Source organism: Microbacterium sp. Gd 4-13 (genome assembly GCF_003095395.1).
GTDB lineage: Bacteria > Actinomycetota > Actinomycetes > Actinomycetales > Microbacteriaceae > Microbacterium.
Genome location: NZ_QEIJ01000003.1, coordinates 361,140 through 382,878, shown reverse-complemented (window position 1 = coordinate 382,878; position 21,739 = coordinate 361,140). Strand labels below are relative to the sequence as shown.

Sequence of the window (21,739 nt, the reverse complement as noted above, 5' to 3'; positions counted from 1 at the left end):
CCGGCGTTGCAGGACATCCCCGGGCTGGAGGACGTGGATATTGCGGCCAGTCCCGAATGGTTCGGGGATGGAATGAACTCTTTTCGCCAGATCCTTGTTCGCCGAAAACTGGCGATGCTTCTGGTCTCGGAGAGTCCTCGGGACTTCAGCATGGTTGAGCCTAGGTGAACCGCAGGGGCTCTGCGGGGCCAGGCTCCCGCTGGTGCTGGTCGCTCGTTGGACGAGTATCCTTTTGCCTCGACGGCCCAGGGTGGGAGCGGGGCTTACGTAGGAGCGGTGCCCGTTGCCGAGCAGAGTTATCAAGGTGGGGTGTTGGGCGGTTTCTACCGCAGTAATAAGATCGCGCCCGGCGACGAATTTGGAGTTAGCTCAGGCCCCTGACGGTTCATCAAGCATTCTGGAATCATTAAAGCAAATCGAAGACAGCCTGGTTCACCTATGGCGAGGACGCGATTCCTCGATTGGTGCATACACTCCAATCATTGCAGCACGGTCTCTCGGCGTGTGCAGTTGTCGCAGAGGTGTACGTTCCGGAGCTCGAGAAGGATGCGATTAGGGTGACACTTGAGCACCGAGAGGGAGTGGCAATCCTTTTCCTGTTTGCGTACTCGCTTGGCAATCGCGCCAACTCCTTAGAGGTTGCGGAGCCGATCGCCGGTGAAGCGGGTCGCTTTATATGGAGCTGACCCAATATCGTTCGGTAACCAGCTCCGGTTGACGACATCATGACGGGTTCGATCATGAGCTATGACGAGGAAGCGATCCGCCGACGCCTCGAGCGGCTAGACGCGAGTCAGAAGACGGCGTTCGCTGCGTGTTGTGCCGAGCGGCTGCTGCAGCTTCTCGTCAAGATCGCCAACGGTCCTGCGGGAGTGGTTGCCGAGCTCCTACCCATCTTGGATCGGGTATGGGAGTGGACTCGCGGAAGCGGCCGTGACCTGCGCGGGGACGATCAGATCGCGGAAGGACTGGTTCCTGACGACGATGATGACAACCAGTGGACCTTGTTGGTTGGGTATACCCAGAACGCAGCCGCTTGTACCGCGTACGCAGTTCGCACGTCTCTCTCCGGTAGTGCGAAGGAGGCGGTGTGGGCGGCACGCCAGGCTTACGAGGTCGCCGACCTCGCTGCTCAACACTCCGGTTACTCGCGCGCGTCCGATGGCGAACCTCTTGAGCGCCAACTTCTCTCAGCCGAGGTTGTGCAGCACGCTTTGCGAGGAATCGAGCAGGACCTCGTAGGAGTTGAAGGGGGGCTGCCGGTGGATGTTCTTCGGCGCAACGCCAAGACTGCAGCGGAAGCGTGGGCGCACATGTTCTAAGGTGCCTTAGCGATCCGCGTCCCAGCCATCCGATGCGCCTGCCGCGCGAAGTGAGTTATTTCTTAGAAGAGGCTTTCGCGCCCAACTCGACGGGCAATATGTTGTTCAGGAGCTCAGGAATGATGGATTTAACGAAAGCACCCTCTCGCGATTAAAGAGCTTGCCGATTGGCTCGCTCATCGAGGGCAGAACTTGACGGCGCAATCATTCGACTCCCCGAAAAATCAGCTGCTGATCTCGCACCCGGCTAAGGGTTCCATCCAGGTACTTGCAGATCGGGGCCAGTGGTTCGTCGAGCTTTCGCCGCCTGGTAGTGGTGAGTTCTTCGACACCTCCGTGTGGAGATCTTGTTTCCAGTCGGCCGATGTAGATGTCGACCCGGGTCCTCTTGCGGATCAGGTTGCGTGGATTGTCGGATACATCTTGGGAGATATTGATGGCCACTACACCCTGGATTGCCTGCTGTCAACTCGCAAGCGGCGCGCCTACGCCCGGATTGGATTCAAGGAGAGGCACCCCTGCTGCAGGTGTCAGTGAGAACGATCTGATCGGGTCATGGTCAGTGGGTGATGGGTTCGACACGGAGCTCCACCTGGGCAACGACGTCCTTCGACAAGACGCAACTACTCTCCCCACCTGGGGATCGGCCACTGATGCCAAGCGCTCGTAGGCAATCATTGGTTCGTACAGGCTCGATCCGGAGGTGAAGCGCGTGGCAAACAGTGACAATGCGACTGTCGTCTACACAGCCAAGAACTCGACGACTCTCGGCTCCGGACTCCCGATACCGGGGATGGAAGCGGCCATCGTGGAGATGCTCAACTCCAATCGGGCCGAAACCGGTCCATTCTCGGAGGTCGGTCAGACTTTCGTGTGTACCGAAACCTACTCGCGGTGATGGGTCGGCGGTTTGCCATCGCAGCAGTCCTCGTCACGACAACCTTGGCGGCTGGCTGTGCCGTCGGTGACGACGTTAGCCGCTCCGGACAGTACGCATATGGCACCGAATCATCTGATCTTGCCGGGGTTTGGAACTCCGTCAACGGTCCGAACGTCGGGCTAGAGCTGAAATCGGACGGGAGTTGGACGGGCTCGTCGTGGCCGGTGAACCTGAACTGCCGCGAGGGTAGCGCGCGATATGTGGATGATCTTGATGCGGGAGCCAAAGTGATGGGTGAGTGGTCAGTGAATCCGGGTGATGAGTCCGCGTCCTTACCGGCCGTCTCCCTCAGCGTCGCGGGCGCCGTGTGCTCTCAAAAGGAGGCGGTGGGATTCCTCTGGCGAGATCATGAGGGGCAGGTGAGTGTGTGCATCCCCGTCGATCCGATGCTCGACCCCGATAACTTCACACCGGGCCGGACGCTGATGTTCACACGCGACGGTGAAGACAGCTCCGGCGACGGAGCCTGTTTTGGGTAAGCACTCGGAACTTCGATTTTTCGTCCCTTACCGGATGAGAAACCTTCAGCCGCGAAGCCTGTCTCTCGCACACTGTCACCAAGTTCTGGAACTTGTCTGGGGAGTGAACGCCGCCCCGGGCGCCGGAGACGAGGAAGTGCCTGCTTCAGTCCAGTCCAGCGACGCTTCCGCGGCCGCCGCGGGAGATGCCGCGGCGCTCGGTCAGGCCCAGGCGTGGCTCGACGCGGCCAACCTTCCATCCGGAGCCGTTCGCAGCAACACCCCGTCCGGCGGCCTCAACTCGTACACCGGGTGGCCGTGCGGCCCCTACGAGGAGCTGAAAGGGTATTGGGGCATTCCCCGATACGACTGTGATCGAAGCGGCTAATTGGCTGATCGAGAATCCCACGGCCGACCTGATGACGGCGAACTACGGTCCTGTGACCGAGGAATGGGGACCGGTCGATTCAGCGATCGTCGGATACATCCCTGCCCCCGATGCGCAGGAAGGAATCGTCTACACACTCGCGAAGAATCAGGGGGACGTTGCGATCCGGGCCGAAGTCGCGGCACAAACCGACACCGCACCTGCCCACCCCTCCCTGACGGGGGAATGTACGGAGCATCCGGACCGGGGTAGCGCACGCGGTCGGCCCGATCGCGAGCGCCCCTGCATGCTGCGCAGGCAATGGGCAGTAGGGCACACTGACCTCCATGGAACGCGTTGGCGCGACGGAGACTACTGTCGGTGGCGATCGTACGTCCGCACGCTCGACCCGCTGGCGGCCGCTCGCGGTCATCGCGGGCACCAATCTGGTAATGCTGCTGGTGGACTACGGTGTCTCCTACGCCACGGTCGCCGGGCTTTTTTCGGGTTCGATCGCCCTGATTATCGGCGCCGTAGTCGCCGGGTTCGTACTGCTGGTGGGCGTGGTTGTAGCGCTCAGCAAGGTCCTCACGGGAGAGTCGACCATCTTCGGCGCTATCGCCGCGGCTGCCCTCCTCACCTGGGCCGGCGCTTTCGGCTTCCTCAACGGTATTCTCCGCCCCCTGGCACTTCAGGAAGACGTGCTGCTGCACCTCGCAGTGTGCGGGATGGCTTCGCTTTTTGTGGGATTGTTCCTCGGCCCGTGGCCTCTTCGTATCGCTGGCGCCCTGTCCGCTGTCGGATTGGTCACGCTCCTCGCCCTTACTCCTACCCCTGCAGAAACCGTCGCGGTCGAGCAAGAGAAAGCGGCAGCCGAGGATCTCGACGCGGCCCGAGCACAGTGGCTCGACTCGGGACGGTTCCCGCTTGTGTCCGACTTACCTGGCTGGTCGAATGTCGAAGTCAGAGCCACCGGCTCGGATGCTGGAACCTGGGTGCGGAGCGAAGCCGGCGCCGTCGCTCAGATAATTACGCAGTGGGACTCGCCTGAACCAGACCCACTCGCACCCTGCAACTTCATCGTCGGCCCCGGGCTCGAATGGGACCAGGGGTACGGGCAACTCCCGACCTGGTGTGTCAACTCAGGCAACAGGTGGGAGCGATCCGACGGGAGTGCGATCTTCGTTTTCGACTCGGGCACCACAACGTGGATCAAGGCATACGGAGGATACGACGCTGAACGTGTCGGAGGATCAGAACCGGCCAGCCCCCAAGACATAGCTGCCTTGTTGGGATCCCTACGCACGATGAGTCGCGAGGATGCCGAGCAGTATCTTCTCCCCACCTTCGACGGCATGAACAGCCCCGAAGTGAGAACTCCCGGGCTCTAACAGTCTCGACGCGAAATACGGGGCGAGACGACCTACTGCCCCAGAATGACACCTCGAAACCATTTCTCCCGAAACGATGTTCCGATACGGACCGCGTTATCGGCACAACTCCCGAGCGACCTCCGCCCGCGTCCCGCAAACCATGGTTTTCGGGGACGGTCCGCTCCGAGGTCCAGCAGGGCGTCGGTCGCGGGGCGTAGGCGACCGACGGATCAACGGCGCCGATACGCCGGCAGCTTGAGAGACAGAACGGCGTCGCAGACATCGAAGTGCACGCTGAAGCTGGCGGAGAAACTTGGACGGGCGTTGTCAAATTGTTGTCGCGCCGCCATTTCGGCGAGGCGTGAACCGCTGCGATCCCAGCCGGGAGTAGGGATCGAGGGTGTCAAAATGTGGTGGGCCCCGTGGGGCTCGAACCCACGACCCGCGGATTAAAAGTCCGATGCTCTACCGACTGAGCTAGAGGCCCCTGACCTCCCAGCCTACCGGCACTCGTCGCAGCATCCGATCGCGCCGCCCTGCGGTGCCGAAGCGGTCCCCCGGTCGACCGCACGTCCACGGCAGCGCGAACTTCGCACGGGCAGCGCGGCTCGCATACGACGAAGCGCCCGGCGCAGAGCGGCAGGGCCGCACGCGCCGGGCGCACACAGAAGCGGCCGCCGGTTCCCCTCGCCTGGGTTCCGACGGCCGCCGTTCATGTCCGACCCGAAGGCCGGTTCCGGTCTGCTTACGCAGCCGGGGGCATCAGCACCGTGTCGATGAGGTACACGGTCGCGTTGGCGGTCTGGACGCCACCGCAGATGACGGCAGCCTGGTCGCCGACCATGATGTTGTCGCCGCTGCCGGTGACGGTCAGGTCAGCGCCGTTGACGGTCGTGAAGGTGCCCTCGATCTCGTCGGGCGTCATCTGACCGGGGATCACGTGGTACGTGAGGATCGAGGTCAGCGTGGCGCTGTCGGTCTTCAGGGCCTCGATGGTCGCGGGGTCGATCTTCGCGAAGGCGTCGTCGACCGGCGCGAAGACGGTGAACTCGTCGCCGTTGAGCGTGTCGACCAGGTCGACGTCGGGGTTGAGCTGGCCGCTGACCGCTGCGGTGAGCGTGGTCAGGATGGGGTTGTTGGATGCGGCGACCGCAACCGGGTCCTGCGACATTCCCTCGACCGAGCCGGCACCGCTGGGAACGGCGGCGGCATAGTCGGCGCAGCCGGAGCCGACGAGGTTGGCGGCCGGGTCCATCATGGACTCGCTAGCCGACGGCGACGAGCTCATCGAGGGAGCCGACGATGCCGACTCTTCGCTGGTGTTGGCTCCACCCGTGGAGCCGCCGGAACAGGCGCTGAGGGCGAAAACGGATGCCACGACAAGGGCGAGGCCACCGGTGATCTTCTTGGTGCTGAGCATGATTCCTCCGAATTTTGGAGCCCGGGGATCGGGCTGCTGCAGGACAAACCCCGGTGCGGGGGTCTGGCACACCGTGGAGGCGGTGTACAGGCTGTTCGGGACGGGTGCCGAAACGGATTGACCTTCTGCGGAATTTCTTTCACGAAGCGACCAATGAGCGTCTTCGCATAGGAGATGCATGATTTTGTCGAAACGCCCAGGGTCTCGCGCGTCGTATCCCGCCGGGGAGTGGGGCATGCTTGTACGTATGGTCATCGACGGTGTGGAAGTTCCCGAAGAGGGGGGCGATCACGTCGATCACGTGGGCGAACTCCTGCAGCGGGTCGCCGCGGGCGATGACACGGCCTTCGCCCGCCTCTACGACATGATGTCGTCGCGGGTATTCGGTCTCGTCCTCCGCGTGCTCGTCGACCGCTCTCAGAGCGAAGAAGTGCTGCAGGAGGTGTTCCTCGAGATCTGGCAATCCGCTTCGAAGTTCGCTCCGAACAGAGGTCAGGGAAGATCGTGGGTGCTCACAATGGCACACCGTCGAGCGGTTGATCGCGTGCGATCGTCGCAGGCGAGTGCCGATCGTGATGTGCGTGTGGGCTTCCGAGATCTCGAGGCGCCCCGTGACGATGTCGCGGAGAGCGTCGAGATGAGAATTGAAGGACGACGGGTCGCTGAAGCCGTTGCTGCGCTTCCAGAAGCGCAGCGTGAAGCGATCACCCTCGCCTATTACGGGGGGTACAGCCAGAGCGAGATCGCCGCGCTCCTGGGGTCGCCGTTGGGCACGATTAAGACACGAATGCGGGACGGCTTGTCCCGCCTGAGGACCCTGATGGGGGTGACGACATGAACGAGAGCACGTTCGCGGAACTCGCGACAGGCTTTGCGCTGAGCGCCCTGTCGGCCGCCGACCGACGGGACTTCGAAGCCGCACTCGCCGAGCACCCCGAATGGGAGAAGCACGTGCGTACCGAGGCAGAAACCGTCTTGATGCTCGCCGACACCGTCGAGCCGGTCGCACCGCCGGCGTCGATCCGCGAAGAGCTGATGGCGCGCATCCTGGTGACTCCGCAGATATCGGATGCTGCTCCCGAGCCCGACGAGGAGGACTTCGCCGCAGCGGGCCCCGCTCCGGTGACCGCGCCCGCTCGCGCCGCCACGGGAGGGATGCGACGCCGGTGGTTCACCCTGGCCGCCTCGATCGTGGCCGTACTCGCCCTCGGGTTCGGCGCGGTGACGATCGGGCAGCAGTTGACGCGCCCGGCCGCCGTGGTCGCTCTCGAGCAGATCCAGGGCGCCCCCGATGCGCAGTCGGCCTCCGTCACTCTCACCGGCGGCGGAGAAGCCACCGCCCACTGGTCGGCCGAGCGCGGCGAGGTCGTGCTGGTCTCCGACGGGATGCCCGCTATCGCCGACGACCAGACGTTCGAGCTCTGGTACGTGCGCGAGGGCGCTCCGATCCCGGCGGGAACGTTCGGTCCGACCGACGGCACCGCCACCGCTCTGCTCGCCGGCGCTTACCAGCCCGGTGACACGATCGCGGTGACGATCGAGCCCGACGGCGGATCGCCCACGGGCGTGCCGACGAGCGACCCGATCGTGGCGATCGCCACCGCCTGAGGCGCATGCAGAGAGGATGCCGCGCAGCATCCGATCCCGATCCGCCGCGGGTAGCCTTGATGGGTGAGCGACGATTCGAGGGAGTACCACAAGCCGGTGCGCCGGCCCGCGGAGCTCTTCGACAGGCTCTTCGCTGGCGATGATCCGGCCGAGGTGTCGCGGGTGGCACACAGCACCGCGCACGCGCTCATCTCACGGGTGCGGGACGCCCCCGACGTCGACGTCGTCGAGCGGCTGGTCGCGTTCACCGACCGCAACGGTATCGACGACATCGCCGAGCTGTGGTCGCGTTCGCCCGCGCGAACGCTCCCCGGGGCGCTCTGGCGCCTGTATCTGCTGCAGCTGATGATCCACGACGATCCGCAGACGGCCGCCCTGCTCTACGACCGCGGACGCATCGAGATCGCCTCTCCCGACCCCGTGGTCGCGGGTGCCCCGACGCCGGCCGGCCCCGACGAGCTGGTCGCTCTGATCGACACGATCCTGCGCGGGGTGTTCCAGGGTGACTTCGCCGTCGCGCTCGACCGCGCTGCGGCGTTCTGCCGCGTGCAGGCCGCCGGCGCCACGCACCTCGCCGACGACTACGAGCCCACCGAGCCACAGCGCGCGTCGACGCTCACGACCCGCGCGCTGCGCCTGGCGACGTACGCGGGCGACCTTGCCGGGTGCGCGACGCTCTGGCGTCGGCAGTCGCTGGACTGACCCCTGCCCGAGGGCACGAAAAAGCCGGGCCGCAGAAACGCCTCTCGGCGCATGGCCGCTCAGAGCGGCAAAAGTTGGAGCCCGGGGTTACTGCGGCCCGGCCATACCAGTGTAACAAGGTCGGCTCGGGGGTATTCCCCGAGGTCTAGGCTCGGGGAATGGCCTGGAGCTTCGCCCTCGTGATCGACCCCGCAGCAGCCGACGACCCGCGCACCGACTTCGCCGACACGTTCACCGTGATCGACCCGACGGCCCCCGCGCTGAGCGTGGGGGAGCTGAGCACGCAGCGCGGCGACGGCATCTTCGAATCGATCGGTGTCGTCGACGGGCATCCGCAGGAGGTCGACGCGCATCTCGAGCGTCTCGTGCACTCCGCCGAGCTGTGCGACCTGCCCGTGCCGCATCTGGCCCAGTGGCGGCAGGCCGTGAAGACCGTGGCGGATGCTGCCGATCCCGGCGAGAGCGTCATCAAACTCATCCTGAGCCGCGGCGTGGAGCACGGCCCGACCCCGACGGCGTGGGTGACGCTCGCCCGCGCGGCCGACAACACCCGGCCGCGCACCGAGGGCATCCGCGTGGTGCAGCTCGACCGCGGTTACGGCGTCAACGCGTCGGCCGATGCCCCGTGGCTGTTGCTCGGGGCGAAGACGCTCTCGTATGCGGTGAACATGGCCGCGATCCGCGAGGCGAAGCGTCGCGGCGCTGACGACGCGGTGTTCGTGTCGTCCGACGGCTACGTGCTCGAGGGGCCGACCTCGTCGATCGTGCTGCGCTTCGGCGACGTGTTCGTCACCCCCGAGCCCAGCGGCGGCATTCTGCACGGCACGACGCAGCTCAGCCTGTTCGCCTACCTCGAGGCCGAGGGCTACGCGACGCAGTACCGGCGCGTGCTTCCGGCGGAGCTCGCCGAAGCGGATGCGGCGTGGCTGGTCTCCAGCATCCGTCTCGCCGCCCCCATCACCTCGGTCGACGGCGTCGACCTCGCGCTCGACCGCGACCTGACGGCGTCGATCAACGCCTACCTGCTCTCGCCCCGCGACTGACCGGGCCGGGTTCGGCGCGAGTTGCCGCAACCGGGCCTCACCGAGAGGCGGGAGGCCCCGCATTGCGGCAACTCGCGGCCGCGGGCAGCCCCAGAACCGCGAAGGCCCCCACCGGGAGGTGGGGGCCTTCGCGTTCAGAGGGTGCGGATCAACCGAAGCGACCCGAGACGTAGTCCTCGGTGGCCTGCACCTTGGGCTGCGTGAAGATCGAGGAGGTGTCGTTGTACTCGATCAGCTTGCCGGGCTTGCCGGTGCCGGCGATGTTGAAGAACGCGGTCTTGTCCGACACGCGCGAGGCCTGCTGCATGTTGTGGGTCACGATGACGACCGTGTAGTCGTTCTTGAGCTCGGAGATGAGCTCTTCGATCGCGTAGGTCGAGATCGGGTCGAGAGCCGAGCAAGGCTCGTCCATCAGGATGACCTGGGGTGAGACGGCGATCGCGCGAGCGATGCACAGACGCTGCTGCTGCCCGCCCGAGAGACCCGAGCCGGGCTTGTCGAGGCGGTCCTTGACCTCGTTCCAGAGGTTGGCGCCCTGCAGCGACTTCTCGACGAGAGCGTCGGCATCGGACTTCGAGATGCGCTTGTTGTTGAGCTTCACGCCCGCGAGCACGTTCTCCTTGATCGACATCGTCGGGAACGGGTTGGGGCGCTGGAACACCATGCCCACCTGACGGCGCACGAGCACCGGGTCGACACCGGGGCCGTAGAGGTCGTTGCCGTCGAGCAGCACCTTGCCCTCGACGCGGGCCTTCGGGATCACCTCGTGCATGCGGTTGAGCGTGCGGAGGAAGGTCGATTTGCCGCAACCGGAGGGACCGATGAAGGCCGTGACCGTGCGGGGCTCGATGTTGAGGGAGACGCCCTCGACGGCGAGGAAGTCGCCGTAGTAGACGTTGAGGTCGTTGACTTCGATGCTCTTGGACACTTCAGGCTTTCTTTTCGGTTCAGCGGCCGGTCTTGGGGGCGAACAGCTTGGCGATGACGCGCGCCACGATGTTGAGCACCATGACGATGACGATCAGCGCGAGGGCTGCTGCCCACGCGCGACCGACGAACGCCTCGGCCGGGATGCCCTGGTTCATGTACTGGGTGTAGGTGAAGACGGGGAGGCTCATCATGCGTCCGCTGAACAGGTCGTAGTTCATGGATGCTGTGGCGCCCGCGGTGATGAGCAGCGGAGCCGTCTCGCCGATCACGCGCGAGATCGACAGCATCACGCCCGTCGTGATTCCCGCGATGGCCGTCGGGAGGACGACCTTGGCGATCGTCAGCCACTTCGGCACGCCCAGCGCGTACGCCGCTTCGCGCAGCTCGTTGGGTACGAGGCGGAGCATCTCTTCGGTCGAGCGGACGACGACGGGGATCATCAGCACCGCGAGGGCCACCGCACCGACGATGCCGAGCCGGATGCCGGGGCCGAAGAACAGCGCGAAGAGGGCGTAGGCGAACAGGCCGGCGACGATCGACGGGATGCCCGTCATGACGTCGACGAGGAAGGTGATGCCCTTCGCGAGGCGGTTGTCCTTGCCGTACTCGATCAGGTAGATCGCGGTGAAGATGCCGATCGGGATCGAGATGACGGCCGCGGCGAGCGTGATGAGCAGCGTGCCGACGATCGCGTGGAGCGCACCGCCGCCTTCTCCCACCACGTTGCGCATCGAGGAGGTGAAGAACGTCGCCGTCCAGTTCGGGGCGCCGGCGACGATCACCGTGACCGCGACCGAGACGAGCGGAACCATGGCCACGGCGAAGGCGGCCGTGACGACGCCGGTCACGAGACGGTCGACGGCCTTGCGGCGGCCCTCGACGATCGCGGAGATCGTGAAGATCAGCACGAGGTAGAGGAGCGCGCCGAGCACGGCGGCCCCGGCGATGTTGAGGCCGGCGCCGGACGCACTGGCCATGATGCCGAACGCGGCGAAGGTGACGGCCAGGGAGCCGATCAGAAGCACCCAGGGCGACCAGCCCGGAAGGCGGCCGTTGGTCAGGCCGTCGGTCGAGACGGACGGCCGCGCGGGGGTCAGCGTTGTAGTCGACATGTCAGTTGGCCCCCGAGAATTCCTTGCGCCGGCTCACGATGTAGCGAGCGAGCGCGTTGACGGCGAATGTGACGACGAACAGCACGAGGCCGGTGGCGATGAGCACGTTCACGTTGAGCCCGTAGGCCTCGGGGAAGCTCAGCGCGATGTTCGCGGCGATCGTGTTGGGGTTGTCGGGGGTGAGGAGCGCGAAGGTCACGCCTCCCGAGACGGAGAGCACCATGGCGACGGCCATGGTCTCGCCGAGGGCGCGGCCGAGGCCGAGCATCGAGGCCGAGACGATACCGCTGCGGGCGAAGGGGAAGACCGCCATCCGCACCATTTCCCAGCGCGTCGAGCCGAGCGCGAGCGCGGCCTCTTCGTGCAGGTTGGGCGTCTGGAGGAAGATCTCTCGGCAGATCGCCGTGATGATCGGGGTGACCATGACCGCGAGCACGATGGCGGCGGTGAAGATCGTGCGGCCGGTGCTGGAGACGGGGCCTGCGAACAGCGGGAACCACCCGGCGTTGTCGACCAGCCAGGTGTAGACGGGCTGGACGGCCGGGGCGAGGACGCCGATGCCCCAGAGGCCGAAGACGACCGAGGGGACGGCGGCAAGGAGGTCGACGACGTAGCCGAGAGCCTGGGCGAGTCGGCGGGGCGCGTAGTGGGAGATGAAGAGAGCGACGCCGATCGACAACGGCACCGCCATGAGCAGCGCGAGAGCGGCTGCCCACACGGTGCCGAAGACGAGGGGGCCGACGTACGACCAGAAGTCGGCGGGGAGGATCGAGGCGTCCGCGTTCGTGGCGAACAACGCCGGGAGCGACTGCACGATCAGGAAGATGGCGACGGCGGCGAGGGTGACGAGGATCATCGAGCCGGCGAACAGCGCCGCTCCCGAGAACCATCGATCGCCCGGGCGGCTCTTCGCTTTCGGGGGCTCGGTCCTGGTGACCGCCGGTGTTGTGGTCATTGCTTCGATTCTCGGTCGGAGTCGGGTGTCGGGGAGGAGCGCTGCGGGCCTGAAGATGCCCGGTCCGACCTTACGGCCGGACCGGGCATCTGTGGGGTCTTACTTGATGGCGTCGATCGCCGTGGTGATCTGCTCGCGCAGGGTGTCGGAGATCGGCGAGCTGCCGGCGGCAGCGGCGACGGCGTCCTGGCCCTCTTCGCTGGCTGCGTAGGTGAAGAAGCCCTTCACGTTCGCGGCTGCGGCCTCGTCCTCGTAGTCGGCGCAGCCGATGAGGTAGCTGACGAGCACGATCGGGTAGGCACCGGCCGCGGTGGTGGTGCGGTCGATCTCGATGGCGATGTCGGTCGCGGCGCGACCCTCCGCCTCGGGCGAGGCGTCGACGACCGCCGCGGCGGCTTCGGGGGAGTAGGGGACGAACTCTTCGCCGACCTTGACCGCAACGGTGCCGAGGTCGCCGGCGCGCGAGGCGTCGGCGTAGCCGATGGTGCCCTGTCCGCCCTGGACGGCGCTGATGACGCCCGAGGTGCCGTTGGCGGCTTCTCCGCCGGAGAGCGGCCAGACGCCGTCGGGCTCACTGGTCCAGACCGAGGGGGCGGTTGCGAAGAGGTAGTCGGTGAAGTTCTCGGTGGTGCCCGAGTCGTCCGAACGGTGCACGGCGGTGATCGCGGTGCTCGGGAGCTCGACGCCGGCGTTCAACGCGGCGATGGCCGGGTCGTTCCAGGTCGTGATGGTGCCCGCGAACATGCCGGCCAGAGTGGCGGGGTCCAGGTTCAGCGAGTCGACGCCCTCGAGGTTGAAGACGACGGCGATCGGCGAGATGTAGGTCGGCAGCTCGACGAGGTCGGAGCCCTCGGCGCACGAGCCGAACGGGCCCTCTTCGATCTCCTCGGCGCTGAACGCGCGGTCGGAGCCGGCGAAGGCGAAAGCGCCCTCCTGGAACGACTCGCGGCCCGCGCCGGAGCCGGCGGCGTCGTAGTTGACCGTCAGCTCGGGGTTGGCCGTCTGGATGCCCGCGGTCCAGGTCTGGACGGCGACTTCCTGCGACGAGGCGCCGCCGCCGACGAGGGTGCCGGTGAGCGTGCCGGTGCTGGACGAGCTGTCGTTGCCGGAGTCGGCGGGAGCCTCGTTCGAGGCGCACCCGGCGAGGGCGAGGGCTGCGACAGCAGCCACGGCGCCGAACTGGGCGAAACGGTTGAGCTTCACGATGTGAATCCTTCGCGTGTGAGGGAAGAGAAGAACCCGGTGCAGGGTTCGAAACCCGGTGCAGGGTTCGTCGTGAACGCTAGACAGCGACTCTTAAGCAACCGGGCTGAAGAGGTGAACGGACGGTGAACAGGCCCGGGATTCCGCGGGTCTGGGGGCCGGTTCAATAGGCTGTGAAAATGCCCGTGACGGACTCTCCTCCCCTCGGCGCGCAGTCCGTGCTCGACCGCTCCGCCTCCGCACCCGCTCCGCGTACCCTCATCGACGTACTGGCGGAGGTCGCCGCACGCCATCCCGAGGCCTCCGCCGTCGACGACGGATCGGGCGCGCTGAGCTACCGCGAGCTGCTGGCGCGCGTGTGGCAGACGGCCGCACGCCTGCACGAGGCGGGCGTCGAGCGTGGCGACCGCGTCGGGGTGCGGATGCCGTCTGGCTCGAAGGAGCTCTACGTCTCGATCCTCGGCGTGCTCGCCGCCGGTGCGGCCTACGTGCCGGTCGACGCCGACGACCCGGAGGAGCGCGCGCGCCTGGTCTTCGGGGAGGCGCGGGTCGCGGGCGTGATCACCGGCACCGGCGACTACACGCCGGCCGTGGACGACGACGATGCCGATGTCGCTGTCGAAGAGCTGCCGGTCTCCACGCTGTTCGCCGGAGATGCGCCGCATCCGAGCACCCGATCGACGCCCATCGTCGCCCCGCCCACGGTCGACGACGACGCCTGGATCATCTTCACCTCCGGGTCGACGGGAGTGCCGAAGGGGGTCGCGGTCTCGCACCGATCGGCGGCGGCGTTCGTCGACGCGGAAGCGCGCATGTTCCTGCAGGATGCTCCGCTCGGCCCGGGCGACCGGGTGCTGGCGGGCCTGTCGGTCGCGTTCGACGCGTCGTGCGAGGAGATGTGGCTCGCGTGGGGGCACGGTGCCTGCCTGGTGCCCGCGCCGCGCTCGCTCGTGCGGTCGGGCGAAGACCTCGCGCCGTGGCTGCTGCGTCAGGGCATCACCGTCGTCTCCACGGTGCCGACGCTCGCCGCGATGTGGCCGGGCGACGCGATCGAGAATGTGCGCCTGCTGATCTTCGGCGGTGAGGCGTGCCCGCCCGAGCTCGCGGCACGCCTGGTGGCCGAGGGGCGCGAGGTGTGGAACACCTACGGACCGACCGAGGCGACCGTCGTCGCGTGCGGCGCCCCGCTCGACGGATCCATGCCCGTCCGCATCGGTCTGCCGCTCGACGGGTGGGCGCTCGCGGTGGTCGACGACGCGGGCCACCGGGTCGCGGAGGGCGGCATCGGCGAGCTGATCATCGGCGGGGTGGGACTCGCGCGCTACCTCGACCCCGCGAAGGATCGCGAGAAGTACGCGCCCATGCCCACGCTGGGCTGGGACCGCGCCTACCGCTCGGGCGACCTGGTGCGTTTCGACCCCGAGGGCCTCGTCTTCCAGGGCCGCGCCGACGACCAGGTCAAGGTCGGCGGGCGCCGCATCGAGCTCGGCGAGGTCGAGTCGGCCCTGCAAGACCTGCCCGGGATCGCCGCCGCCACCGTCGCCGTGCGCCACACCGAGGCCGGCGTGCCGATCCTCGTCGGCTACCTCGTGACCGAAGGCGGTGCGGAGCTCGACCGCTCGGCCGCGCGGGCGGCGCTGGGCGAACGACTGCCGGCGGCGACCATTCCGCTCCTCGCCGTCGTCGACGAACTGCCCGTGCGCACCTCGGGCAAGGTCGACCGCGCCGCCCTCCCGTGGCCGCTCCCGGGTGTGGACGCCCCGGTCGCCGTCGACTTCTCGCCCGCGGAGGCCTGGCTCGCCGAGCAGTGGCAGGCCGTGCTCGGCATGCCGGTGCCCGACCGCAAGGCCGACTTCTTCGACCTCGGCGGTGGCTCGCTCGCCGCAGCTCAGCTCGTGTCGCGCATCCGCGCGCGCGTGCCGGAGTTCTCGGTCGCCGACATCTACGACGTCCCCCGGCTCGGCGCGATGGCGAAGGCGCTCGGGCCGCTCGGCGATGACGACGCGAACGCGGGATTCCGCCGCCCGCTGCCGACACCGCGCGCGACGCAGTGGGCGCAGACCCTCCTCGGCGTTCCGCTGTTCATCCTCTCGGGCGTGCGCTGGCTGCTCTACCTGCTGACCGCCAGCGCCATCCTGCAGCTCGTGCCCGGCTTCGACGCTCTCCCGACCGCGCCGTGGCCGCTCATCGTGATCGGCCTCGTCGTGTTCGCGACGCCGTTCGGGCGCATGGCGATCGCCGCAGCATCCGCCCGGCTTCTGCTCGCCGGCCTCGTACCCGGCGACTACCCGCGCGGCGGCTCGGTGCACCTGCGGCTGTGGCTGGCCGAGCAGATCGCGGCCCAGGTCGATGCGGTCGGCCTCGCCGGCGCCCCGTGGGTGACGTACTACGCCCGCGCGCTCGGTGCCAAGATCGGCCGTGACGTCGACCTGCACACGCTCCCGCCGGTGACCGGCATGCTCGAGATCGGCGACCGCGCATCGATCGAACCCGAGGTCGACCTCACGGGGTATTGGATCGACGGCGACCTCGTGCGCATCGGACGAGTGCGCATCGGCGCCGAAGCCAGCATCGGCGCGCGCAGCACCCTCGCCCCGGGAACCCGGATCGGGCAGCGCGCCGAGATCGCGCCGGGCTCGGCCGTGTTCGGCCGCGTGCGCGCCGACCAGACCTGGGCGGGCTCGCCCGCTGTGCGGGTCGGCGGTGCGGGCGGCGGATGGCCGGCCGAGAGACCTCCGGCCGCTCACCGCTGGCTGTGGGGGTATGCCGCGTCGGCCGCCGCACTCGCGCTGCTGCCGCTCGTCGCGTTCGCCGTCGGCGGGCTGGTGCTCGCGCAGGGCATGCGCGGCGCGGCAGACCTCGCCTCGGCGCTCGCCGCCGCCCTCGTGTGGCTCGTGCCGGCGGTCCTCGCGGTGGGGGTCGTCTTCGCGGGTTCGGTCGTCGTGCTCGTGCGGGTGCTCTCGATCGCCCTCCGCGAGGGGGTGCACCCCGTGCGCAGTCGTGTGGCCTGGCAGGCATGGACGATCGAGCGGCTGCTCGACGCGTCGCGCACGATCCTCTTCCCGCTGTATTCCAGTCTGTTCACCCCGGTGTGGCTCAGGATGCTGGGAGCCCGCGTGGGCCGCGACGTGGAGGCATCGACGGTTCTGCTGATCCCGTCGATGGCGCGGATCGAGGACGGCGCCTTCCTCGCCGACGACACGATGGTCGCCTCCTACGAGCTGCACTCCGGATGGCTGCGGATCGGTCCCGTCCGGATCGGCAAGCGCGCCTTCCTCGGCAATTCCGGCATGGCGGCGCCCGGTCATCGCGTGCCGCGCGACGGTCTCGTCGCGGTTCTGTCTTCGGCGCCGATCAAGGCGAAGGCGGGGTCGTCGTGGCTGGGTTCGCCCGCCGTGCGGCTGCGGCGCCTCTCGGCCGCCGGCGACGAATCGCGCACGTACCGCCCGACGCCGGGCCTGCGCGTGGCCCGGGCACTGTGGGAGATCTGCCGCGTCGTGCCGGTCTTCGTCACGTGCGCGATCGGTGTGCTGGTGCTGTTCGCCCTCGCGGCGCTGTGGGATTCTCTCGGCCCCGTCGGTGCGCTCCTGCTGTCGGGGGTCGTGATGCTGGCTGCCGGTGCGGTGGCGGCGACGGTGTCGACCCTGGCGAAGTGGATCATCGTCGGTCCGATCCGTGCGGGCGAGCAGCCGCTCTGGTCGAGCTTCGTGTGGCGCACCGAGGTGTCGGACACCTTCACCGAGATGGTGGCCGCACCGTGGTTCGCCCGCGCCGCGACGGGAACCCCGGCCCTGGCGATGTGGCTGCGATCGCTGGGCGCGAAGATCGGCACGGGCGTCTGGTGCGAGAGCTACTGGCTGCCCGAGCCCGACCTCGTGACGCTCGGCGATGCCTCGACCGTGAACCGCGGATGCGTCGTGCAGACGCACCTCTTCCACGACCGGATCATGAGCATGGATGCGGTGGAGCTCGAGGCGGGGGCGACCCTCGGCCCGCACAGCGTGGTGCTGCCGGCCGCGGCGATCGGCGCCCACGCGACGGTCGGGCCGGCGTCGCTCGTCATGCGCGGCGAGACCGTCCCGGTCGGATCGCGGTGGAGCGGAAACCCGATCGGTCCGTGGCGCGCGGTCAAGGCCCGCGCCTACCAGTCGACACAATGACAGGCTGGGGTGAACACCAGAGAACGGCTCCGCACGCCCGGCGCCACGGACACCCCGACAGAGGCCCAGTGACAGAGCTCGCGCACGACCCGTACACGCCCCAGAGCGGCGATCCGACGTTCGGCGTCGAGTCGTACGACCTGCGGATCGGTTACCGCGTGCGAACCAACCGCCTGGAGGGGGTGGCGACTCTGCACGCGGTCGCCCACGTCGCTCTTCGGGCGTTCACGCTCGACCTGGTGGGGCTTCGTGCGACGCGGGTGCGCGTGAACGGCGAGGCGAGAACGTCATACCGCCCCGGGCCCCGCAAGCTCCGCGTCGTGCCCGTCGCCCCGATCGCCGCGGGGGAGCGCTTCACCGTGGAGGTCGTCTACGCCGGGCAGCCCGCCCCTCGTCGCTCCCGATGGGGTGCCATCGGCTGGGAGGAGCTCGACGACGGGGCGCTCGTCGCCGCTCAGCCCACGGGAGCCCCGACGTGGTTCCCGTGCAACGACCGGCCCGCCGACCGTGCGCGCTACCGGCTCGAGATCACGACCGAGGACGGCTACGAGACCGCCGCGACCGGCACGCCGAGTGCGCCCGTGCGCCGCGGCGGAACGGTCACCACGACGTTCGCCTCCGACACCCCGACCGCGACCTATCTCGCGGCCGTGCACATCGGCCGCTACCGCACGACACCCCTCGCCGGCACGGGAGTCGCCGCCGTTCCCACTGTGCGCGTGAGCGCACCGCCGGCCCTCCGCGAGGCGGTCGCGTCGGCCTTCGCCGACGTGCCGCGCATGCTGCGCGTGTTCGGCGAGGCGTTCGGACCCTACCCGCAGGCCGACTGCGCACTCGTGGTCACAGACGACGTGCTCGAGATCCCGCTCGAGGCGCAGGGGCTTGCCGTCTTCGGTTCCAACCATCTCGCGCCCGCGTCGCAGCGACTCGTCGCCCACGAGCTCGCCCACCAGTGGTTCGGCAACAGCGTCGGGCTCGCGCGCTGGGAAGACATCTGGCTCAACGAGGGCTTCGCCTGCTACGCCGAATGGGTGTGGTCGGAAGCATCCGGTTCCACCAGTGCCGCCGCGCTCGCCGCGTCGTACCACGCCCGTCTCGCCGCCGAACCGCAGGATCTCGTTCTGGCCGACCCCGGACCCGACCGCATGTTCGACGACGTCGTCTACAAGCGCGGCGCGCTGACCCTCCACGCGCTACGCACGCTCCTGGGCGACGAGACGTTCTTCCGGATGCTGCGCGACTGGACCGCGGTGCATCGGCACCGCACCGTGGTGACCGACGACTTCCGCCGCGCGGTCGCGACGGCCGGCGGAGCCGCCGCGGTGGCGCAGCTGGGCGCGTGGATCGACAGGACGCCGTTGCCGCCGCTCGGCTGAGTGCGGCGTCGGCGTACTGCCAGAATGGACGCCATGCGACGGTTGCGAGTGTCTCGCCTCGTGCGCGGGTCGCTCGCGGCGTGCGTGGCGACCTTCGTCGCCCTCCTCTCGCACGTGTCGGCCGGAGGCGCGATGCCGGGCTGGATCGGCATCGTCGTGCCGCTCATGATCTCGGTGCCGGTCTGTGTCGTCCTCGCCGGTCGCAGCCTCTCGGCGGTGCGTCTGGGGCTCGCCGTCGGCATCAGTCAGACGCTGTTCCACACGCTGTTCGTGCTCGGAACCTTCGCGCCCTCCAGCGGCGTGGCGACGAACCGCGCCCACGTGCACCAGGTGGGCCTGAGCATGCCGATGGATGCCGCGGCCGAGACGGTCGTCACCGGTGCCGGCGCCGCGATGTGGCTCGCGCACGCGATCGCCGCGATCGTCACCGTCGCAGCGGTTCACCGCGGTGAGGCCACCGGGCGACGGCTCATCGAGCTCGCCCGCCGACTCCTGTCGTGGGTGCGCCGCCGCATCCTGACTCCCTCGATCTTCTCGCCCCCGGTGCCCCGCCTCGTGCGGGCGGGGGTCGTCTCGGTACGACCGGCCCTGTCGGTCGTCGTCGTCGCGTCATCGCGCCGGAGGGGTCCGCCCGTCGTCCCCGCGGTCTGAGCACGGCAGCGCCGCGCACCGACCCTTCGACGACCCCTTCTTCTGCGATCGACGCGTCCGCTCCGCGTGCTCCCTCACGGGTGTGCGCGGCGCCGTCGTCGACGACCCCGAAACGAGAGACCTCCCCATGACCACGACACTCGCGCGCCCCGACGGCGGGGCGCTTCCCGAGGCGAAGAAGCAGAGAGGCTGGTTCGGCCAGCTGCTGCTCCGCCTGCACTTCTACGCCGGCATTCTCGTCGGCCCGTTCATCTTCGTGGCCGCCGTGAGCGGCGCCCTCTACGCCCTGACCCCGCAGGTCGAGCAGGTCGTCTACGACCATGAGCTGCGCGCCCCGGTCACCGGCACCTCGCTGACCCTCGGCGACCAGATCGAGATCGCCGAGGCGTATATCGGCGACGCCGCCGCGCTCTCGGCGGTGCGGCCGGCCCCCGAACCCGGCGACACCACCCGCATCCTGTTCGCGCAGGACGGACTCGGCGAGAGCGAGTCGCGCGCGGTCTTCATCGACCCCGGCACGGGGCAGATCCGTGGCGACCTCGTCGTCTACGGCACCAGCGGGGCACTGCCCTTGCGCACCTGGGTCGATCAGTTGCACCGCAACCTCAATCTCGGCGAACCCGGTCGCTACTACAGCGAGCTCGCGGCATCCTGGCTCGGCGTCGTCGCCCTCGCGGGTCTCGCTCTGTGGATCATCCGCGTCCGCCGCTCGAAGACCAAGAAAGACTTCGTGCGCCCCAATCGCGCGTACCGCGGATACCGTCGGGTGCTCTCGTGGCACACCTCCGTCGGCATCTGGGTGCTGGTGGGCGCGCTCTTCCTCTCCGCCACGGGCATCACGTGGTCGGCTTACGCCGGCGCGAACGTCACCGACCTCCGGGCGGCGCTCGACTGGGGCACCCCCTCGGTGAGTACGAGCCTCTCGGGTGAGGCGGACGCCGGCGGCGGAGAGCACGCCGACCACCACGGCGGGGGGAGCGCCTCGACCGGTGGCGCCGACCCCGCGACGTTCGACGCCGTCCTCGCCGTCGCGCAGGGCGTGAACGTCAACACCGGCCGCGTGGAGATCACACCTCCCGCCGAGCCCGGCACGGCCTGGGTGGTCAAGGAGATCCAGCGCAGCTTCCCCACGGAGGTCGACGCCGTCGCGGTCGACGGCTCCACCCTCGAGGTGGTCGACCGCGTCGACTTCGCGCAGTTCTCGCTCCCCGCCAAGCTCGCGCGCTGGGGCATCGACATCCACATGGGCTCGATGTTCGGCCTCGTCAACCAGATCGTGATGTTCGTCATCGCCTCGGGGATCGCCGCGATGGTCGTGCTCGGCTACGCGATGTGGTGGAAGCGGCGCCCCACGCGCACGGGTGCTCTCGTCGGCACGCCCCCGCGTCGCGGCGCGCTGCGGGGCGCACCGTGGTGGGGCCTCGTCGCCGTGATCGTCGGCGCGGTCGCCGTCGGGCTCTGGTTGCCGTTCGTCGGCTACACGCTGGCGGCGTTCGTCGTGATCGACGTCGTCGTCGGATGGTGGCAGCGCTCGAGAACCCGCGCCTGACCACCGCTGACGGTCGGGACGCGTGTCCCGGCCGTCAGCCCGACGTCGTCGCGAAAGCGGCGGAGAGCACGATCCCGGTCGGCCCGTCGAGGTCGACGCCGGAGAGCGCGAACGCCCGGCCGGGCACGCGGGCGGTCCACGACGCGGCCGTACCGACCACGTCGACCAGAGCGGGGTCGAGGCGGAGCCCCCGTCCATCGGCCTTGAGGGTCGCCTCGACGCGCGTCCACGCGCGAACGTCGGCGGGCCGCTCGCCGAGCACGCCCGCGAGGCCGACCGCGTCGCGGCGCGGATCGTCGACGAGCTCGGCGTCGATGCCGACGGCCGCGGCCTCCGCGCGCGAGACGACGGCGACGACCGCATGGTCGCCGGCGTAGGTGACGGATGCTTCGAACTCCGCGCCGGCGATGCGCACCGGCCCGTGGTCGCCGCCGCAGCGCGCGCATCGGTTCGACAGCGCGGCCCCGGGCACGAGGTCGCGGATCAGCTCCCAGGCCGCCGTGCGCCGCGCGAGGCCGGCCGGCACGCGGCCCCACGCGAGGCGGAGCGACGTGGGGGCACCCGTCATCG

The 21,739-nt window shown here is 68.6% G+C and carries 18 protein-coding genes and 1 tRNA gene; 12 read left to right on the top strand and 7 right to left on the bottom strand.

Annotated features, from left to right (window positions below; all coding sequences use genetic code 11):
• The first annotated feature begins 740 nt into the window (after positions 1–740).
• The 4 genes from DEA06_RS08965 to DEA06_RS08955 all read left to right on the top strand — a co-directional run bounded on the left by DEA06_RS08965 (position 741) and on the right by DEA06_RS08955 (position 4,478).
• The gene (locus DEA06_RS08965; RefSeq protein ID WP_133241735.1) at positions 741–1,322 is read left to right on the top strand and encodes a hypothetical protein; all 582 of its coding nucleotides are present in this window, start codon (positions 741–743) and stop codon (positions 1,320–1,322) included.
• A gap of 1,140 nt (positions 1,323–2,462) precedes the next feature.
• The gene (locus DEA06_RS08960) at positions 2,463–2,741 is read left to right on the top strand and encodes a hypothetical protein (protein WP_133241734.1); all 279 of its coding nucleotides are present in this window, start codon (positions 2,463–2,465) and stop codon (positions 2,739–2,741) included.
• 136 nt (positions 2,742–2,877) lie between these two features.
• Positions 2,878–3,108, top strand: a complete 231-nt coding sequence (locus DEA06_RS16365; RefSeq protein WP_133241733.1) for a hypothetical protein — start codon at positions 2,878–2,880, stop codon at positions 3,106–3,108.
• Positions 3,109–3,434: 326 nt separating this feature from the next.
• Positions 3,435–4,478, top strand: a complete 1,044-nt coding sequence (locus tag DEA06_RS08955) for a hypothetical protein (protein WP_133241732.1) — start codon at positions 3,435–3,437, stop codon at positions 4,476–4,478.
• A gap of 393 nt (positions 4,479–4,871) precedes the next feature.
• On the opposite strand, the gene DEA06_RS08950 is transcribed toward DEA06_RS08955, so the two are convergent.
• Positions 4,872–4,947, bottom strand: a tRNA-Lys gene (locus tag DEA06_RS08950).
• 258 nt (positions 4,948–5,205) lie between these two features.
• Positions 5,206–5,880: a fasciclin domain-containing protein gene (locus tag DEA06_RS08945; RefSeq protein ID WP_116647624.1), complete on the bottom strand. Its 675-nt coding sequence runs from the start codon at positions 5,878–5,880 to the stop codon at positions 5,206–5,208.
• A 235-nt stretch (positions 5,881–6,115) separates the two neighbouring features.
• Between DEA06_RS08945 and sigK the strand changes: the two genes are divergently transcribed.
• The 4 genes from sigK (at position 6,116) to DEA06_RS08925 (ending at position 9,233) form a co-directional block, all read left to right on the top strand.
• Complete coding sequence (gene sigK, locus DEA06_RS08940; RefSeq protein ID WP_205781247.1) at positions 6,116–6,718, top strand: ECF RNA polymerase sigma factor SigK; 603 nt, start codon at positions 6,116–6,118, stop codon at positions 6,716–6,718.
• Positions 6,715–7,488: an anti-sigma factor gene (locus DEA06_RS08935; RefSeq protein ID WP_116647622.1), complete on the top strand. Its 774-nt coding sequence runs from the start codon at positions 6,715–6,717 to the stop codon at positions 7,486–7,488. The genes sigK and DEA06_RS08935 overlap by 4 nt, the downstream gene beginning before the upstream one ends.
• 63 nt (positions 7,489–7,551) lie before the next feature.
• Complete coding sequence (locus tag DEA06_RS08930) at positions 7,552–8,190, top strand: DNA-directed RNA polymerase subunit beta (protein WP_116647621.1); 639 nt, start codon at positions 7,552–7,554, stop codon at positions 8,188–8,190.
• Between the two features lie 158 nt (positions 8,191–8,348).
• Complete coding sequence (locus DEA06_RS08925) at positions 8,349–9,233, top strand: aminodeoxychorismate lyase (RefSeq protein ID WP_116647620.1); 885 nt, start codon at positions 8,349–8,351, stop codon at positions 9,231–9,233.
• A 148-nt stretch (positions 9,234–9,381) separates the two neighbouring features.
• Here DEA06_RS08925 and pstB read toward each other — a convergent pair whose 3' ends face one another.
• The 4 genes from pstB to pstS form a co-directional block, all read right to left on the bottom strand.
• On the bottom strand, positions 9,382–10,161 hold the full coding sequence (pstB, locus tag DEA06_RS08920; protein ID WP_116647619.1) for a phosphate ABC transporter ATP-binding protein PstB: 780 nt from the start codon (positions 10,159–10,161) through the stop codon (positions 9,382–9,384).
• Between the two features lie 19 nt (positions 10,162–10,180).
• Positions 10,181–11,275 (bottom strand): phosphate ABC transporter permease PstA, encoded by a 1,095-nt coding sequence (gene pstA, locus DEA06_RS08915; RefSeq protein ID WP_116647618.1) that lies wholly within the window; start codon positions 11,273–11,275, stop codon positions 10,181–10,183.
• Between the two features lies 1 nt (position 11,276).
• Positions 11,277–12,230 carry a phosphate ABC transporter permease subunit PstC gene (pstC, locus tag DEA06_RS08910; RefSeq protein ID WP_116647617.1) on the bottom strand — a complete coding sequence of 318 codons (954 nt, stop codon included), beginning with the start codon at positions 12,228–12,230 and terminating at the stop codon, positions 11,277–11,279.
• Between the two features lie 99 nt (positions 12,231–12,329).
• Positions 12,330–13,433 carry a phosphate ABC transporter substrate-binding protein PstS gene (gene pstS / locus DEA06_RS08905; protein WP_116647616.1) on the bottom strand — a complete coding sequence of 368 codons (1,104 nt, stop codon included), beginning with the start codon at positions 13,431–13,433 and terminating at the stop codon, positions 12,330–12,332.
• Positions 13,434–13,612: 179 nt separating this feature from the next.
• Between pstS and DEA06_RS08900 the strand changes: the two genes are divergently transcribed.
• From DEA06_RS08900 to DEA06_RS08885, 4 genes are all read left to right on the top strand, one after another.
• Positions 13,613–17,593 carry a Pls/PosA family non-ribosomal peptide synthetase gene (locus DEA06_RS08900; protein ID WP_116647615.1) on the top strand — a complete coding sequence of 1,327 codons (3,981 nt, stop codon included), beginning with the start codon at positions 13,613–13,615 and terminating at the stop codon, positions 17,591–17,593.
• A gap of 68 nt (positions 17,594–17,661) precedes the next feature.
• The gene (locus DEA06_RS08895; protein WP_240606878.1) at positions 17,662–18,969 is read left to right on the top strand and encodes a M1 family metallopeptidase; all 1,308 of its coding nucleotides are present in this window, start codon (positions 17,662–17,664) and stop codon (positions 18,967–18,969) included.
• 33 nt (positions 18,970–19,002) lie between these two features.
• Positions 19,003–19,620 carry a hypothetical protein gene (locus DEA06_RS08890; protein ID WP_133241731.1) on the top strand — a complete coding sequence of 206 codons (618 nt, stop codon included), beginning with the start codon at positions 19,003–19,005 and terminating at the stop codon, positions 19,618–19,620.
• Positions 19,621–19,747: 127 nt separating this feature from the next.
• Positions 19,748–21,169 (top strand): PepSY-associated TM helix domain-containing protein, encoded by a 1,422-nt coding sequence (locus tag DEA06_RS08885; protein ID WP_116647659.1) that lies wholly within the window; start codon positions 19,748–19,750, stop codon positions 21,167–21,169.
• A gap of 34 nt (positions 21,170–21,203) precedes the next feature.
• Here the strand turns inward: DEA06_RS08885 and DEA06_RS08880 are convergent, their stop codons facing one another.
• Complete coding sequence (locus DEA06_RS08880) at positions 21,204–21,737, bottom strand: chemotaxis protein CheY (RefSeq protein WP_116647612.1); 534 nt, start codon at positions 21,735–21,737, stop codon at positions 21,204–21,206.
• Positions 21,738–21,739: the final 2 nt, after the last annotated feature.